Here is a 16416-nt window from a genome sequence, read left to right on the forward strand (position 1 = left end):
ATCTGTCATACTATATATGTCTGAAAGTGACACATCGATACCGTGGTCGCTGCGTGAGCGTCGAATCAATTAGATTTTCACGATCGACGCGAGACACCCGACAAATGGCGAATACGAACGACGCGGACGAGAACGGCCCACGAGTCCCGATCGTCTGCCCTGCCTGCGAGACGACCTCCCGCATCCCGCTTGCCGACGTGGCCGACGCAGTCGACCGTCACAACGAGCAACTCCACGACGGCGAGGACATCGCCGAGGTCGATCCCGACATCGCCGATCAGATCGCAGATCTCGTCGCGACCGAACTCGGACTTCTCGAAGACGCCGGCTAATACTACTGGACAGGAGTCACGACGAAACCGGTCGCGAATTCGCGGCCGTCTCCACTGGCGACGGCCACATCTATGCGATCGGCGTCACGTCGGTCTGTCCGGCAGTATAACGACACAGCCACTGGACGCATCGGACTGTGCCGATGCGTGCCGCAAGTGAGTCCGCGAACCGACCCGCTCGTTCGATAGACCGCTGGCCCGTTCGCGCAAAATTCCGCCGCTCTTTCGCTCGAGCAGTTATATTTCACGTGAATATACCATTGGTTCAGTAAGAAGGATTATGATCCGATACCCGACTGTCTCCACCATATGGCGCAGATGAACGGAACCGATGATCGCGGCGACAGTCGTGGTCCTGCCGACCTCAGAACCCGAAACGAAACAGCAACGGGCACCCACCCGCCCGCGACGATCGCAGCGACGAGACTGCCGCCGGACGCTAACACAGACGAGTGGCCCAACGTGTTGATGATTATCGGACAGGGGACGCCCTCAAGTTTCGAACTGACCGTCGATGGTACAATCGAACTGACCGAGGACGCTCGGACAGCGGACGTGGTCGTCCGCTCGGGCACGACCGTCGAAGGGGCGATCGAGACTGGAACGGTGACGGTCCGGTTTACTGGCGACCTGACCGACGTCACGTTCGTCGACCGCGGTGTCACGGGACAAGAACCGGCGACAACCCCGAACGTGCACGTCGATTACGCTGCACCGACGCAGTAAGCCACGCCAGAGTGAAGCCGATTCAGAAACACATTCCTCTGCGGAGGTGGATGATATAGCCATGGACGAGTCGACGACCGACGCTGTGGACGACCCAGCGGCAGAGACCGAAAACGAAGCGGAGGAGGAAACTGACGCCGAGTGGATGGAGCCCGCGGACAAACCGATCCTCGAGTTCCTGCAGTCCGAAGACGCCTTCGAACCCGCCCAACTCGACGAGGCCGGACTCTGTCCGGGCAACTTCGGCGCCTACCGGTGTCGGGAGCTGACCAAGTACGGCCTCCTGAACAACCCAATTACTGGCGTCTACGAGGTGTCCAACCTGGGCGAACAGTATCTCGACGGCGAGCTCGATCCGAGCGAACTCGAGCCCGACGAGTGATACTGCCAGACGGACCAACGTGACGATCGATCGCGCTGCTGCGGCCGTCGCCAGTGGAGACGGCCGCGAATTCGCGACCGACTTCGTATTGACTGCTGTTCGACAGTATGAATATAACTTCCAATACGCGCACACGAGAGCGATCGACTGGTAGTTGCCCTCGCCGGAGTGGCCTTCGAAGCCGTTCGAGCCGCTGTGTCGTGCTGGTAGCGTCGCCTGAGGACGACCACCGAGAGCGTGGCGCTTCCGAACAGCGACGTCAGCTCGCGTCGACGGTGTCCGGAACGTTCGTTGCGAGGAACTCAGTGACGGCATCGCCACCCTGGAATCCGTCCGCCAGTCGTGCGGTTTCCGTTCCGTCCTCGAACAGGACCAACAGCGGCACCGACTGGACGTTGAAGCGGCCGACGAGGTCGGCGTCATCGCGGGGATTGATCGTCCCGATCGCGATGTCTGTTGCACGCGCGACGTTCCCCAGTACTGGTTCCATCGCCTGACACATCGCACACCCGCTGGTGTAAAATTCGACAAGTGCAACGTCATATGTCTCGACGAACTCGTCGAGTTCGTCGCCGGTCTCGAGCTGGCGTGGCTTGTTGGGTGCGGTCATAGAGACGAGTACGGTTCCGTCACAGATACCTGTGACGCCGAGCGACGGTGACGAGTCCGGTGTGGTTTCTGGATAGCGTCGTGTGATACTGCCGGACAGACCGACGTGACGCCGGTCGCATGGATGCGGCCGTCCCCGCAGGTGACGGCCGGAAATTCGCGACCGGCTTCGTCGTGACTGCTGTTAGTAGATTCCACGGGTTCGACTGCTGATCTCGTGCTTGAGATTCATTACATCCGACAGTTATATGCACTACGCAACGACCCTAACTTTATGCCTGGGGGCGCTATCCACGGTCGATGATTCCGTCCGCAACTGACCACGATGACGCAACGTCGATTCGGCGCAAAGCGACGCTGTTTTGCTGGGAATGTGAGCATTCGAGTCCCGTCGACGGTGACTGGCAGTTGCAACCACGGAAGCGATCCCTCGCGTACGTCTGCCCCGAATGCAAGACCACGATTACCACGCGTCCGCGGTCGACCGAGCCCACACAATCCCGTGCGGTGTCGGGGCCGCTCATCGCATGGCAGCACACGCTTCATGCCTCGGCGAGCGCCTGGCGGGCGTCGGTCGCTGTCGGTCTCTCGAGTCTGACGGCACTGACCGAACTCGCAGCCGCCGGCTCGCGGCTCCGCTCAGAGAGCTATAGTAGATGCTGAATTCCAGTTGTTCCTTTCATGACCGGCACCGAGATCGGACGATCAACGGATCGCTCCGAGGGGCAGTGAGTGACCGATACACCACCGCTCCGAGAGAGCACTACACGATCATCCAGTTTCAGCGGTAGTTTCCAGCCGCTGTCAACCATACTTCGACCATACCATATTATAAACCACATGCGATCACTTTTTAATCGATTTGCGTATATTCGCCCACAACAGCAGAGCTTTAATAGTAGAATCCATTGTTTGACTCGAGTAGAAGATGACGAATGGAAACCTCACTGCTGCGGAAACGGACGTGCTAGACGAAATCGAGGAGAAAGACATCGACTTCCTTCGGTTGCAGTTCACCGACATTCTGGGAACTGTCAAGAACGTCTCCGTGCCGGCACGGCAGGCCGAGAAGGCGTTTACCGAGGGGATCTACTTCGACGGCTCCTCGATCGAGGGGTTCGTTCGCATTCAGGAGTCGGACATGCGGCTCAAGCCTGATCCTGACACGTTCGCCATCCTCCCATGGCAAAACCGCGAGGACGGCGCATCGGCCCGCATGATCTGTGACGTTATCAACACCTCGACGGGCGAACCCTTCGAGGGTGATCCGCGTCGCGTCCTCAAAAACGCCTTAGAGCGCGCCGACGAGATGGGCTATACGGTCAACGCCGCGCCCGAACCGGAGTTCTTCCTCTTCGAAGAAGACGAGGAAGGCCGTGCGACGACAGAGACCGGCGACTACGGCGGCTACTTCGACCTCGCACCGAAAGACCTCGCGAGCGACGTCCGCCGGGACATCATTTATGGCTTAGAGGAGATGGGCTTCGAGATCGAGGCCAGCCACCACGAGGTCGCCCGCGGCCAACACGAGATCAACTTCGAGTACGACGACGCCCTGACGACGGCCGACAACGTCGGCACCTTCCGCACGGTCGTCCGTGCGATCGCCGCCCAGCACGACCAGCACGCGACGTTCATGCCCAAACCGATCCCGCGGATCAACGGCTCGGGGATGCACACGCACCTCTCGCTGTTCGAGGACGGCGAGAACGCCTTCCACGACGACGACGACGAGTTCGACCTCTCGGAGACGGCCCACTCCTTTATCGCCGGCATCTTGGAGCACGCGCCCGCGATCACGGCGGTCGCAAACCCCACTGTGAACAGCTACAAGCGGCTGGTGCCGGGCTACGAGGCTCCGGTCTACGTCGCCTGGTCCGACCGCAACCGCTCGGCGCTGATCCGCAAGCCTGCGGCCCGCGTCCCCGCTGCCTCGCGCGTCGAACTGCGCTCGCCCGATCCGTCGTGTAACCCCTACCTCGCCCTCGCGGCCATGATCCACGCCGGACTCGACGGCATCGAGCAGGACCTCGAGTGTCCTGAGCCAGTTCGCGAGAACATCTACGAGTTCGACGAGGCCAAACGTGAGGAGTACGGCATCGACACGCTCCCGACGAACCTCGGCGAAGCCGTCGACGCCTTGGAGGAGGACGAAGTCATCTACAGTGCGCTCGGCGACCACGTTGGCTCCAAGTTCGTTGAGGCCAAACGCCAGGAGTTCGAGGAGTACCTCGTCGACGTCTCCCAGTGGGAACTCGACCGCTACCTCGAGACGTTCTAACTGCTCCTGCTCCCACTGTGCGGTATGTTTCGGACGGCGACACGTCTCACGAGACGTGGTGGCGACGATAGAATGGTCGATACCCCTTCGTCCCTCGGCGCGACGACGTTCCGTTAGTTCGCGACGACGTACTCCGATCCCGACTGGTCGACGTAACCGTTACTCGACAGCGAGTTCAGCACGCTCAGGATGTTGATCTGCTTCATCGACAGGAATTCACCGAGCTCGTCGGCTGTGGCACCCTCACTTGCCTCGAGATAGATATACACGAGTTTCGCTCGCGCTGACTCGAGGTCGTCGGGAACCGGACCGATCTGCGTCGTAGGACGGTGTGTTTGTGACGTCATTGTCGACAGAACGGGCCACGTTCTCGTATATAAATCTACACGTAGTTGGGGTACTAGTGAATATTAGGTCCCAATATGGGTCACGTCACCGAGTAACAGGAGGGGGCGAGCAGGCTGGTCCCGACGCAAAAACGACGTTTTACGGGTCTCCCGTTCCCAGCAGGAGACATGCCTCCGGACGAGCGACCGACTCCGCCGCCGGAACTGGACAGCGTAAGCGACGAGACACGCGACGAGCTCATGGCACAAGACAGTGCGACACTTCGTGCGATGAGTTCCTACCTCGAGGAGCTGGCCGCGTGGAAGGACCGACACGACGACGGCGAAGACGCGTCATCGTCAGACGGGGCCGAGCCGGAGACGTATCCCGACGGCGTTCCGGACCGAGCGACAGTCTCGGTGACGGAGATCGCGGGAACCGAGTACTACTATTACCAGTGGCGTGAAGGCGACGAGATTCGGTCGGAAACGGTACGACGGTAGCTTTTACGTCCGTTCGTCGAGTGCGCCATCAGACCGACTCGTACGGTCCGAGTCGCGTTCCATCGAGCAGGTAGGCCTCGCCGTCGGCCAGCCCCGCGGGCAGAAACGGCGCGAGAAACGACTGGCCGGCCACGTTGAGCCACGTCCCGCCGACGAGGTCGTTGAACGCGGGCACCACCACGACGCGTGGCGGCGATTCGTCCGGCTGCTCGAGCCACGACACACCCTCGTATTCTGGCCGCTCGCGAAACGGCATGGGCGCGAGCCGACCCCGCAGCCACGCGCGCTCGATGCGGCTCCCACCGACCGCGTCCGTGAGCCGCACGCAGGGGTGTTCGTGGCCCAGACAGACGACCTCGCGCTCGAGGACCGCCGGATCAGGCCACGTGTGGCCATGACAGACACCGACCGCACCGAGGGCGACCCCCTTACCGGAAACGACGTCGACCGTCGCGTCGATGTCGTCGCTCTCGTCGAGCCAGGTTTCGATGCGGCCGTCGTGGTTGCCTTTGACGACCGTGATCGTGAGTGGCGCCGGCAGCGACTCGAACAGCACCTCGAGTTCGCCGCGTTCGGCCCCGCCTGGCTCGCCGATCGAGTGCATGAGGTCGCCGAGGATCACCAGTCGATCGGGACGGGTGCGCTCGCACAGTGCCAGCAGTCGCTCCCGGCGGTCGGGCGCGTGACTCGGGACGTCGACACCGCGCTCGTATCGCAACCCGGCCTCGTAGCCGGCGTGATAGTCGGCGACGAGTAATGCGCGTTCGCCCGCGATCGTGGCGGTCGCAGCGGGTTCGTCGGGAACGGGCTCGACGCGTGCGGGCGGCGACGCACCGCCGGCAGCGGAACGGTGAGGATCACCTCGCATCGCGACCGATCAGATCGCTTTCAGCGTCTCGTCGTTGGGTTCGTAACACTGCCCGCCCATCAGCGCGTCCTGAATCGCGTCTTCGACCTCGGCAGGCGAGGCCCCGGTTTCGTCGACGACCGTTTCGATCAGTTCCGTCTGATCGGCACCGTCGCCGTCGTCGAGCGTTTCCATGGTCTCGATGACGTACGTATCCAGGTCGACGTCGTCGGCTGGGTCGTCGCCGCTTGCAGTGTCGTCGGCGTCAGCATCCGTATCGTCCGCTTCGTCGGTTTCCGCGGCCTCGAGTCCGGATTCGGGCGGTGCGCCGAGGTCGTCAGATACCACACTTGCGTCGGCCTCGGATGCTCCTGGCTCGTCTTCGGTCGCTTCGTCATGGTCGGCGTCGATGGCTTCGTCCGAGTCCGGAACGTCGATATCGGCCTCGCCGGGGTCGTCGACCTCGCTGCCGGTCGTGAACTCCGCGCCGAACTCTTCCTCGAGCTGTTCGCGTTCCGCCTCGTCCATCTCGTACATGCCGTCGTCGACATCGCCGAGGTCGTCCGTCGTGTCGTCGCTGTCGGCCTCGAGCGTGTCGGCGTCGGGAGTAGCATCGACACCAGCTGATTCGTCACTCGTGGACTCGCTGATTGTCGGCTCGGACTCGGTGTCCGCTTTGGCTGTCTTGGTTTCGAGATCGGCCTCGGCAGTTTCTGTCTCGAGGGCGTCGTCGAGGTCTGCAGTCTCCGAGCGAGTACTCGTTGCCGTGCCGGCTGCGGACCCGGTGCCTGCGTCCGCCGTGTCGCCGCCGGCCGTCGCCGCAACCGGCTCTGTCGACTGTTCGTCGGGCGCAGCATCGGGCTCAGATTCGGCGTCACCGCTGGCCTCGAGCGCCTCGCGTTCGAGACCGTCGAGGGCGGCCAGCGACGCAGCCGTCGCGTCGTAGTCCGGGCTCGTCGCGTCAGGGGCAAGATCGAGGCCGGTCACCTGATCTCGCTCGCCCGCGACAACTTCGACCGCCTCGAGCGCACAGTCACGCAGCGCTGCGAGGTACGACGGCGTCGTGCCGTAGTGGTCCTGTGCGAGCGGAATCCCGGCTGCGAGGCCGGCTTCGACGCCAGCATCGCGGAGGGTGTCGGTCAGAGCCTCGCCACCGGCATCCAGCTCGGCCGCCCCGGCGTAGGTGCCGACGCGCTCGATGGTCCGCTCAGCCGCACTGACGACCCAGCGGTCCCGGGTATCCGCGTCGACCGCCGCGATGCTCTCGGGACGGATCGAGGTGTAGACCTGATCCGAATCGTCGGGCTGGAAGGTCCGGGCTTTGCCCGTCACCGCGACGAAGGCGGGGGGCGATGCTTGCTCGAGGAAGGCCAGTTCGTCGGGTTGGTACTGGCCGGCGTAGACGACGAACGCGCCGGTCGGGTCGACGACGCGGGCACGGACCATCTCGTCGTTGACCGACGTGATCTCCGTGAGCGTCCCGACGACGAACACGCGGTTGAGCCGCGCGCCGGTCGGCGAGATGACGTAGTTCGGCGCGCGTTCCTCGTCGCTTTCGGCATAGGACAGCGAGGCGTCGTCGTACTCGGCCGCGAACAGGCGGTAGGCGATTTCGCGGCTTGGGATCTCGTCGCCGTTCCCGTTCGCGCTCATGCGTCCACCTCCTCGAGGAAGGCCGTCGCACGCGCGGCCGGATCGTCGTCGCTCTCTTCGAAGGTCTCGGCATCGAGGTTCGCGCCGTACTCGTCGACAGAGAGGTGCCCGCGGACGCGGTACTCGCGGCCGACGATGCGCTCGCGGATCCGGTCGGCGACGACCTCCTGGTCCATCGCCTCGCGGGCCTGTTCTAAGGCGTCCTCCAAGGTGCCGCCGTAGACCCGCTCGGTCAACTCGTCGTCGAGGACGACCGTGACGGCACCGGTGCCGTCGTCGAGGATCGCCTTGACGCGCATGTCGTCGATGCCGTCGACGTCGCCGTGGGTTCGACACTGTCCTTTCTGGATAACCCGGTAACACTCCGGACAGCGCTGGATCAGCCCGGAACCATCACGGACCGCAAGCAGGTTGCCCACGACTTCGACGTCGTAGACCCCGCCGGTGGCGACGGCCTCGCCGATATCCATCGTCGCGGTGTCGCTGCCGACGTCGATCCCGCGCCCGAGTGCGGTGACCGTCGAGAACTCGGAGACGTTGACCTCGGGGACGCCGCGGAACTCCTGGACGTAGGCGTTCTCGATGCGAACCGAGCCGCCCTCCTCGATTTCGGGTGCTGGGTCCCAGTTCGTAAACGGAAGCCGGCCGCTCTCGTCGCCGACGACGCCGCTCAGGATGTCCGTCTCGCCGTCGCGGCCGTCGATCGTCTTGCGTTCACACTCGAGGACGCTGACTTCGATCGTGACGGCACGATCGCCCGTCTGTAAGTCGGCCAGCTGTGCGTCGCCGCCGATCTCGTGGGGGACCTCGAGCGACTTCTCGAGGAAGGAAAGCGAGGTGCTCTCACCGAGGTTGAGTTCGGGTTCGCCGTCCCACTCGCGGACGCCCGCGTTGCCCGCGGTGATCGTCTCGCCCGACGAGAGGCCGAAGTCCTCCCACGCCGTGTAATCGATAACGCCGGTCTCGTCGGCCAGTCGGCCTTCGACGATGACGTGGTCGGAGCCCTGATAGCGGATCGACCGCTTGCCGGCCGTCAGAACGACGCCGGTGACGGTGACGTTGCTATCGTCGGGCGTGATCTCGGCGATGTCTTTCGACGATGGTGTCCCACCACCGCCACTGGATCCATCGCCGTACTTGCGCCGGAGGCTCTGGACTGCCTCGTCGATCGGCACACTGTACTCTACCAAGTTCTGCAGGTCAGCTTTGACCTCCTCTTTGTCGACACCGAGGTCGGAGGCGAGATCCTCGGCACGGTCGTCGAGTTCCATCGTTTTCCTTTCGAGATGGGGCTTAAAAAGCGTTCCCGCAGGAGGGTGAAAGTGAACAGCGACAACTGGCAACGTGTAATCGAGCCGTAGACGTCAGGGCCGCGGTGCGGCCTTCTGCAGGGCCGTCTCGGCGATATTGCCGCCGTAGTCGGCACTTCTGGACAGCGAGTCGACGATCAAGCCCAGCGACTGGGCCTGTACCGGATCGAGCTCCCGGAGCATATCGTCGATCTGGCGCGTGTGTTCGTCGATCTCGAGGACGGCCTCACGAGCGTCGTGGCCGAGCCGGTTCGCCTCGTCGGCCGCCTCGGCGAACAGCGCGTCCATCGATTTCTCGAGAATCGTTGACGAATCCGCCTGAAGTTCCTGAAGTGCTTCAGCGACGTCCACGGGGATCTCGTCGAGTTTGAGCGCGAGGTTGCTGATCTTGGCGGCGTGGTCGGCGACGCGCTCGAGTTGACGGGCACTCGAGTGCAGGTCGAAACAGTCCTCGCGGGGGACGCCGAGTTCCTCGGCTGCCCGTGGCGAGCGCAGCGTCGCGCGGAAGATCCGCGAGACGACCAGCCAGAGCCGGTCGATGTCGTCGTCGCGCTCGATCACGTCGTGAGCGATGTCGTCGTCGTTTTCGATCAACGCCCGGATGGCGTCCTCGAGCATTGATTGAGAGATCAGGCGCATCCGCGTGACGGCGTTGACGATCGACAGTTCCGAGGAATCGAGCAGGTCCTGAATGACCACGCTGTCGGTCGTCTCCTCTAAGACCTCGACGCCGACCAATCCCTGCGTCGCGGTGCGGATCGCCCGGCGCTGATGCGTCGTAATCCGTCCCGCCTCGAGTCTGATGATGTCGAAGCCGCTGACGTACATCGTCATCACGGCCCGCGTCAGGCGCTCGCCCTCGAGATGCGAGATGTCGAGTGTTCCCTCCTGTCGTTCCGTCTCGCTCCGAGGCGTCAGCAATAGCGCGTCGTCTTCGGGGTAGAACTCGACGGTCGTGCCGGCGCTGACGTCGTTCTCGGTCGCCCACGTCTTTGGCAGCGAGACGGTGTAGGTCGATCCACCCGTCACCTGGACCTTGCGCGTCTCCATACGACGGGGTTCGACCGCGCGAATATAAATGTGGGCAAATATATAGAGTGGCGCCAGTCGGCCAGCAGCACTCGAGGAAACGGAGCGACGGAAACGCCATCCAAAGCCGCATCTGTCTCACACGACACCCCTCCGGTTCTTATCGGGGTACTATATAGACCAGACCGATTGTGACTATCCCTTCCGTACGAAAGCCGCGCCCTCTTCCGGGAACCAGCCTAACGACAAGGCATGATTGGAGCGTACACGATCGGCAAGAAGGCGGTCACATTCGGCTACAAACGCTACGGAATTCCGGGTGCGGTCGCCTCGGGCGGAGCGGCACTGGCAGGATATCTGGTCGTTCGACGAGCCCTGAAATCGTCGACGAACGACGGGAACATCGACTCGGCGATCGACGCCGGGACGATCCAGTCCGCGGTCAAAGAGCAGGGCCTGAGCGCGGTGACCGACAAGGGAACTCTCGAACAAGCGGTCGACGAGGACAAACTCGGCTCTCCCGTTGACATGGACGATGTCCAGTCGTCCGCGGAAGACGAAACCGATGAGGTCACCGATACGTCAGGGGATGGTGACTCGAGCGCCGACGGGAGCTAAGCTCGAATACTCGACTATCGGCTTTTCGTGACTATCGGCGCCCGTCGCGTTTGTCCGCTTTCGTTATGATTCCCGTCGATCGTAGTTCCCGAGACATCCCTATCCATATTCAAAGTTTTGACATCCTCCACCGGCTGAAGCCGGAGGAATCCCAAGCGTTGGGATATTAGAGTTTGTAGACTCCCTGTTCTCTCGGTGTGAACCGTCCGCTCTCGCGGTCGAACAGGAAGACTCCGGGCTGTGCCAACCAGCCGTTACTCATATCCCTGGTCGGGGGACTCTGAGTTATCTTTCTCCGAATGTTCACCGCACCGTTCACGTCTGCGTTCATCATCGTTTCGCACGACGAACAGACGTACAGACCACGCTCCACGCGGTTGCTATCCCGAATCCGCCCGCAACACGAACACGTCTTCGAGGTGTTCTCCTCGTCTACGCGGTCAACGAGGATGCCATATTCTTCGGCCTTGTATTCAAGTAGACGGGCGAATCGGTCAAACTCCCATCCATGGAGTTTCTTGTTCCCCGACGCACCCCAGTTCCGCGAGTCGCCGTTGTCGTCTTCTCGAATGTCGCTGAGGTCGCCAACTGCTATCTTCGCCACGCCTTCTTCGACACACCGCTCGACGATGTGTTTCGAGAGTGTGTGGAAGAAGTGGTCTTTGCGTCGGGAGAGTTTCCGGCGAGCCTTGAGCGCACGCTTTGACGGCCCGTTTTCGCCTTCGGTCTGGTACTCCTCGCGGGTGAAGTAGTGCTTGTCCTCTTTCAGCACGTTCCCCGGATATAGTTCACTTGCGCCGTCTTCGTAGTCGATGGCAAGGTAGTTACTGATACCGAGGTCAATACCCGCCGTGTTGTCGCCGGGCGCGTCTTCGACTGGAATCTTTTTCCTGCAGACGAGATGGAGTTCCCACTCGTCGCCGTTCCAGACGGCACGCACCTGCTGGATGTTCTCGACTTCTACGTCGGGACGGGTTTCGTACTCCGCGAGGATGAAGTCAGACCGTGACTCTTTCAGGTTGAATCCTTTCGAGAGGCGAAGTTGGCCGTGCTTGTCGTCGTGCTTGATAGCTCGCTTTTTCCACGTGACGGTCGAGCGCGGGTGTCGGTTGCCCCGTTTCCGGTAGCCCGGTGGATTGTTGCCGTCGTTGGAGTTGTACCAGCCGGTAAACGCCTCAGCAAGCTCTTCGAGAACTCGCTGACTTGACTGAGAATGGAGGTCACTGTAGCATTCATGGTCTTTCAACTCCGACTTCAGTTCGGCTTCATCGGGTATCTCACCGTCTTCATCCCACCGCTCTTGGATGTAGTAGCGACCGACGTTCCACAGTTTCGATGCTGCGAACCCGCACTGGTCGAGGTCGTCACGAACCTGCGTGTGGTTCGTGATGCGTGCGACGTAGGTGCGGGTTGTCTCCAGCATCGTACTGTGCTCATAATCAGTTATGGAACAGAGGATATTAGAGGCTATGTTTGACGTGGAATATCCGGCCCTGTCGGTATCGGTGGAACGGGTCACTGAGTGACGGCGCGTATCCACGGCCTGAAGGCCGTGGTATTACGCCTGTTCAGCGTATAATCCGCGTCAGTCGGGGACTACCACCTCGGTTTCTGATCGAACCGACACACCTCTTGTACCGAGTACGCCACCTAGCCTCTGAACAATACTGGTGTCCCTCGACGGTCCAAGTGATCAGCGCGTCCCGCGAATCCGCTCGAGCACTGCGAGCGTTCCATCGGCGTGAATCTCGTCGAGAACTTCGTCGGCGGCTGCTTTCGCCGCCTCGTCGGCGTTGGCGACGGCGAACCCGCGGCCGGCCACCTCGAACGTCGAGACATCGTTGATCGAGTCGCCGACGGCAACGCACTCATCGAGGTCGACCCCGACGTGGTCGGCGAGCCGCTCGAGCCCCGCTCCTTTGTTCGGATCGGCGTCCTTGACGTGGTAGGCGTAGCCGGTGTCGATCACCTCGAGGCCGTGGCGCGTGGCGATCTCGCGTAAGGGCTCGAGGGGCTGTTCTAAGTTGACTGCGATCTCGGTTTCTCGCCAGCGATTGACCGTGTCTTCGTCGCCCCAGCCGAGGTCGTAGCCGGCGGCCCGGTATTCCTCGGTGACGGCCTGAGCGGCCTCGCGGTCGGCGGTAAAGAAGACGTCGTCGCCGGTGTAGACGACGCCACCGTTCTCGGCGACGACGAGTTCGGGAATCCCGATGAAGTGACAGAGCGCAACGGGGTACGGGAAGGCCTTCCCGGTGGCGATCATGACGGGGGCCTCCCACTCGCGGAGCGGATCGAAGACGCGGGGATCGATACCCCACCCCTCGGGACGGGTCAGGGTACCGTCGACGTCGAGCACGAGCGGCGGATCGGCGGTCATACCTGTCACTCGAGGGTTGGATAACCTAAAGCGGTCGGTTCAATCAGGGAGCGGCCCAAGGATGTCGAGTTGATACTCTGCGGCGGCTTCAGTCAGTGCCGCGATGTCCGGTTCGGCTTGCGGCGGCGTCTCCAGTCGTTTTGCCGGTGTCCCGACCTCCCTGAAGAGCTCCTCGAGGCCCGCTGGCGTCACCTGTATGAGCATGCGACAGGCATCGTCGCTCACGACACGGAAGCCGTGTGGGACGTCTCGAGGGAGGAAAACTGTCTCTCCCGGACTTGCTCGGCTTACGTTCTCGCCGTCATCGCCGTAGTAGCAGTCGATCGCACCATCGAGGACGTAGAACAGTTCGTCCTCGCCGTGGTGGACGTGGTACGGCGTTTCGTACCCGGCGGGGGCAGTGTGCTCAAGCAGGGTGAACGCACCGTCTGTCCGCTCGGCATCGGCCTTGAAGATCATTAGCACACCGACGGACCACAGCGCCTTCCCATCGGTCTCGCCCATCACAGTCGGAGTCGCTTCTGGACTTGTCTGTGTACCCATACCTAGATAGCACATCACACAGTGCGATAAACTAGTAGTGACGGTGGCTCAGGGTGGGACGACGACGCGGCGGTCGGACTGCCAACTGCAAACCGATCACTTGCTGTGGACGACAGCAGTGCCGTGTGTCGGGCCATCCGACAGGCCCTCCGAAAAGCGGGCCACGGATGGCGTGTACACGGCGGTCAGAGTGCGAGATAGCCCGCGTTGGGGAGGAGCCCGGCCAGATAGAGCACGCCGAGAACTAACATGAACTCCGCGATTGCCATCGCCGGCGGGTCGACGTGGGTCCCGGAGTGAGAGTAGAAGATCCGCTGGCTCACTTCGGCGAGTAGGCCGGAGATCGCACCGAAGATACCAGCGATGAGCAGTGCAACCGGTTCGCTCCCGATGGCCGGCATCGCGATGATCGCACCCACCGCGCCCAAGAGCGTGATGTGGTGGGTGACTGGAATCTTCTCGACCCCGAGGTTGAGAAACAGCAGGCTGATCGCGGAGATCGCATAGCCCAGGAAGATACTCCCGGTCTCGAGCCAGATGTAGCCGCCGAGGATCCCTCCGACGATACCGATGGCCGTCACGCCGGACCACTTGTACTGGTGGGGGAGCCACGGCTCGGTTGCCAGTCGATCGGTTTCAGTGCCGCCGTCGGCCGCCATGCGTTTTTCCTCGCGCTCGAACGGCGACATATCGAGGATGCTCGAGCCGCCGACATTGCCGACGATCGGGTAGCCAAAGGCGAGTCGCGCGAGGAAGGCCGTCGCCACGACCGAGAGTGCGATGTTGTCCGTCGGGAAGCCGAGCCCGGTCATCACCTGCGTGATGAGCATCCCGACCGCGCCGAAGACCGCGCCGACCGCGAGGATGTCGGGTTTGGTACCGAACGCGTACAGGATGTCCTTCCCGAAGTGGTAGTCCCAGCCGGCGGGCTCCATCTCGGGATATCGCCGCCCGGCATAGGCCGTCGCGGCGACGCCACCAGCGAAGGCGATGTGTGGCCCGGTCACCGCGCCGAAGCCAATCGTGCCGGTGATGCCAGCCCCGAGTTCGTTGGCCGGAATGCCCTCGATCGCACCGACTTCGCGCTGGAGAATCGAGACACCTTCACCGAGGAAGACGACGAAGCCCGTGAAAATGAACGACGGCAGTGCGCCGAGTGCTGCACCGAACGCACCGCCGGCGAGGGCGGCGATGAGCAGGAGGACGAACGCGTCGGTCTCCATCCCGATGACTGGAATCTGAAGGAGTATCTGGACCATAGATCACTCCTCACTATCCCGCGCCCAGTCGCGCGCTCGGTCGATGGCGTCTCCCCAGCGGTCGTATCGCCGATCGGCGTCGTCCGGATCCATCTCGGGTTCGAACTCGGCGTCGACCTGCCAGTTGCTCCGCAACTCGTCGGGATCGCTCCAGTAGCCGACGGCGAGGCCGGCCGCGTAGGCCGACCCCAGCGCCGTCGTCTCGTCGACCACCGGGCGGACGATATCCGACCCGATGATGTCCGACTGGAGTTGACAGAGGAAGTTGTTCTTGACCGCGCCGCCGTCGACTTTCAGCGACGTCATCTCGATGCCCGAGTCGGCCTCCATCGCTTCGGCGACGTCACGGGTCTGGTAAGCGATCGACTCGAGGGTCGCGCGGACGACGTGTTCCTTGCGGGTGCCACGTGTCATCCCAACGATGGTGCCGCGTGCGCGCTGATCCCAGTGGGGTGCGCCCAGTCCCGTAAACGCGGGGACGACGTAGACGCCGTCGGTCGTGTCGACGCTGCGGGCCAGTTCCGCCGTCTCGGCGGGGTCGTCGATCAGCGTCATGTCCTCGAGCCACTCGATCGCCGCGCCGGTGACGAAGATCGCGCCCTCGAGTGCGTACTGGACGTCTTCGCCCGCGCGCTGGAAGCCTATCGTCGTCAGCAGGCCGTGGTCGGATTCGACGGCCTCGTTGCCGGTGTTCATCAGGAAGAACGACCCGGTTCCGTAGGTGTTCTTCGCGTCGCCGGCGTCGAAACAGGTCTGGCCGAACAGGGCCGCCTGTTGGTCGCCCAGTGCACCCGCGACCGGTACCTCGGCCTCGAGGAAGCCGTCGGGATCGGTCGACCCGTAGGTCTCGTCGTCGCTCGAGGGGCGGACCTCGGGAAGCATCGCCTCGGGGATATCGAACTCCGAGAGGAGGTCGTCGTCCCACTCGAGGTCGTGGATGTTGTAGAGCATCGTCCGCGAGGCGTTCGTGACTTCAGTGATGTGGTTGCCCGTGAGGTTGTAGATCAACCACGTATCGATGGTCCCGAACAGGACCTCGCCTTTCTCTGCGCGGTCGCGGATGTCTTCGGGGCGCGTACGCTCGAGTTTGATCGGATCGGCGTTGTCGAGCAGCCACTCGGCTTTCGTCGCCGAGAAGTAGGCGTCGGCCTCGAGGCCGGTCTTGTCGCGGATGGTCTCGACCATTCCCTCGTCCTCGAGAGCCTCGACGCGATCGGTCGTCCGACGATCCTGCCAGACGATGGCGTTGTGGACAGGTTTGCCAGTGTCTGCATCCCATAGCAGCGTCGTCTCTCGCTGGTTGGTCACGCCGATGGCCTCGAGCTGATCGGGGCCGATGCCGGCCTGCTCGAGGGCCTGTCCGATGACGGCTTTGGTGTTCTCCCAGATCTCCACTGGGTCGTGCTCGACCCAGCCGGGTTCGGGATAGATCTGTTCGTGTTTCTCGTAGGCGTTCGCGACGACCTGCCCCTCGTGATCGAAGACGATGAATCGGGTGCCAGTCGTCCCCTGGTCTACCGCACCGACGTATGTGTTGGCTGTCATAGGTGATCTCCCACACTCTCACGCGACGTCTTTACCGATGGACGCGTGCTACTGGTAAACAATTCCTACAATCAT

The 16416-nt window shown here is 62.6% G+C and carries 18 protein-coding genes; 7 read left to right on the forward strand and 11 right to left on the reverse strand.

The window, feature by feature from the left end:
• Positions 1-104 precede the first annotated feature (104 nt).
• The 3 genes from E2L06_RS11930 to E2L06_RS11940 all read left to right on the forward strand — a co-directional run bounded on the left by E2L06_RS11930 (position 105) and on the right by E2L06_RS11940 (position 1440).
• Entirely contained in the window at positions 105-332 is a 228-nt protein-coding gene (locus tag E2L06_RS11930) for a hypothetical protein (protein WP_138781694.1), read from the forward strand.
• Between the two features lie 309 nt (positions 333-641).
• Positions 642-1058, forward strand: coding sequence for a hypothetical protein (locus tag E2L06_RS11935; RefSeq protein ID WP_138781696.1), 417 nt, complete (start codon positions 642-644; stop codon positions 1056-1058).
• Positions 1059-1119: 61 nt separating this feature from the next.
• Positions 1120-1440: a hypothetical protein gene (locus E2L06_RS11940; protein ID WP_138781698.1), complete on the forward strand. Its 321-nt coding sequence runs from the start codon at positions 1120-1122 to the stop codon at positions 1438-1440.
• Between the two features lie 259 nt (positions 1441-1699).
• On the opposite strand, the gene E2L06_RS11950 is transcribed toward E2L06_RS11940, so the two are convergent.
• Positions 1700-2050: a co-chaperone YbbN gene (locus E2L06_RS11950; protein WP_138781700.1), complete on the reverse strand. Its 351-nt coding sequence runs from the start codon at positions 2048-2050 to the stop codon at positions 1700-1702.
• Between the two features lie 299 nt (positions 2051-2349).
• Between E2L06_RS11950 and E2L06_RS11955 the strand changes: the two genes are divergently transcribed.
• Both E2L06_RS11955 and glnA read left to right on the forward strand, forming a co-directional pair.
• The gene (locus E2L06_RS11955; protein ID WP_138781703.1) at positions 2350-2712 is read left to right on the forward strand and encodes a hypothetical protein; all 363 of its coding nucleotides are present in this window, start codon (positions 2350-2352) and stop codon (positions 2710-2712) included.
• A gap of 265 nt (positions 2713-2977) precedes the next feature.
• A complete protein-coding gene (glnA, locus tag E2L06_RS11960) occupies positions 2978-4330 on the forward strand; it encodes a type I glutamate--ammonia ligase (RefSeq protein WP_138781705.1) in 1353 nt (450 codons plus the stop codon).
• 113 nt (positions 4331-4443) lie between these two features.
• Here glnA and E2L06_RS11965 read toward each other — a convergent pair whose 3' ends face one another.
• Complete coding sequence (locus tag E2L06_RS11965; protein ID WP_138781707.1) at positions 4444-4677, reverse strand: MarR family transcriptional regulator; 234 nt, start codon at positions 4675-4677, stop codon at positions 4444-4446.
• A gap of 168 nt (positions 4678-4845) precedes the next feature.
• On the opposite strand from E2L06_RS11965, the gene E2L06_RS11970 reads away from it, so the two are divergent.
• Positions 4846-5160, forward strand: a complete 315-nt coding sequence (locus tag E2L06_RS11970; protein WP_138781709.1) for a hypothetical protein — start codon at positions 4846-4848, stop codon at positions 5158-5160.
• 28 nt (positions 5161-5188) lie between these two features.
• Here the strand turns inward: E2L06_RS11970 and E2L06_RS11975 are convergent, their stop codons facing one another.
• The 4 genes from E2L06_RS11975 to E2L06_RS11990 all read right to left on the reverse strand — a co-directional run bounded on the left by E2L06_RS11975 (position 5189) and on the right by E2L06_RS11990 (position 10020).
• Positions 5189-6028 carry a metallophosphoesterase gene (locus tag E2L06_RS11975; RefSeq protein ID WP_138781711.1) on the reverse strand — a complete coding sequence of 280 codons (840 nt, stop codon included), beginning with the start codon at positions 6026-6028 and terminating at the stop codon, positions 5189-5191.
• A gap of 9 nt (positions 6029-6037) precedes the next feature.
• On the reverse strand, positions 6038-7660 hold the full coding sequence (locus tag E2L06_RS11980; protein ID WP_138781713.1) for a hypothetical protein: 1623 nt from the start codon (positions 7658-7660) through the stop codon (positions 6038-6040).
• On the reverse strand, positions 7657-8931 hold the full coding sequence (locus E2L06_RS11985) for a Single-stranded DNA binding protein (RefSeq protein ID WP_138781715.1): 1275 nt from the start codon (positions 8929-8931) through the stop codon (positions 7657-7659). The genes E2L06_RS11980 and E2L06_RS11985 overlap by 4 nt, the downstream gene beginning before the upstream one ends.
• Before the next feature lie 93 nt (positions 8932-9024).
• On the reverse strand, positions 9025-10020 hold the full coding sequence (locus tag E2L06_RS11990; protein ID WP_138781717.1) for a phosphate uptake regulator PhoU: 996 nt from the start codon (positions 10018-10020) through the stop codon (positions 9025-9027).
• Positions 10021-10251: 231 nt separating this feature from the next.
• Between E2L06_RS11990 and E2L06_RS11995 the strand changes: the two genes are divergently transcribed.
• Positions 10252-10617 (forward strand): hypothetical protein, encoded by a 366-nt coding sequence (locus tag E2L06_RS11995; RefSeq protein ID WP_138781719.1) that lies wholly within the window; start codon positions 10252-10254, stop codon positions 10615-10617.
• 166 nt (positions 10618-10783) lie between these two features.
• Here E2L06_RS11995 and E2L06_RS12000 read toward each other — a convergent pair whose 3' ends face one another.
• The 5 genes from E2L06_RS12000 to glpK form a co-directional block, all read right to left on the reverse strand.
• On the reverse strand, positions 10784-12040 hold the full coding sequence (locus tag E2L06_RS12000; protein WP_138781721.1) for an RNA-guided endonuclease TnpB family protein: 1257 nt from the start codon (positions 12038-12040) through the stop codon (positions 10784-10786).
• Between the two features lie 270 nt (positions 12041-12310).
• On the reverse strand, positions 12311-12994 hold the full coding sequence (locus E2L06_RS12005; protein WP_138781723.1) for a phosphoglycolate phosphatase: 684 nt from the start codon (positions 12992-12994) through the stop codon (positions 12311-12313).
• 39 nt (positions 12995-13033) lie between these two features.
• A complete protein-coding gene (locus E2L06_RS12010) occupies positions 13034-13537 on the reverse strand; it encodes a cupin domain-containing protein (protein ID WP_171052359.1) in 504 nt (167 codons plus the stop codon).
• Between the two features lie 185 nt (positions 13538-13722).
• Positions 13723-14796 carry a hypothetical protein gene (locus E2L06_RS12015; RefSeq protein ID WP_138781727.1) on the reverse strand — a complete coding sequence of 358 codons (1074 nt, stop codon included), beginning with the start codon at positions 14794-14796 and terminating at the stop codon, positions 13723-13725.
• Positions 14797-14799: 3 nt separating this feature from the next.
• Entirely contained in the window at positions 14800-16341 is a 1542-nt protein-coding gene (glpK, locus tag E2L06_RS12020; RefSeq protein WP_138781729.1) for a glycerol kinase GlpK, read from the reverse strand.
• Positions 16342-16416: the final 75 nt, after the last annotated feature.

Source organism: Haloterrigena sp. H1, from assembly GCF_005938085.1.
Classification (GTDB): domain Archaea; phylum Halobacteriota; class Halobacteria; order Halobacteriales; family Natrialbaceae; genus Natrinema.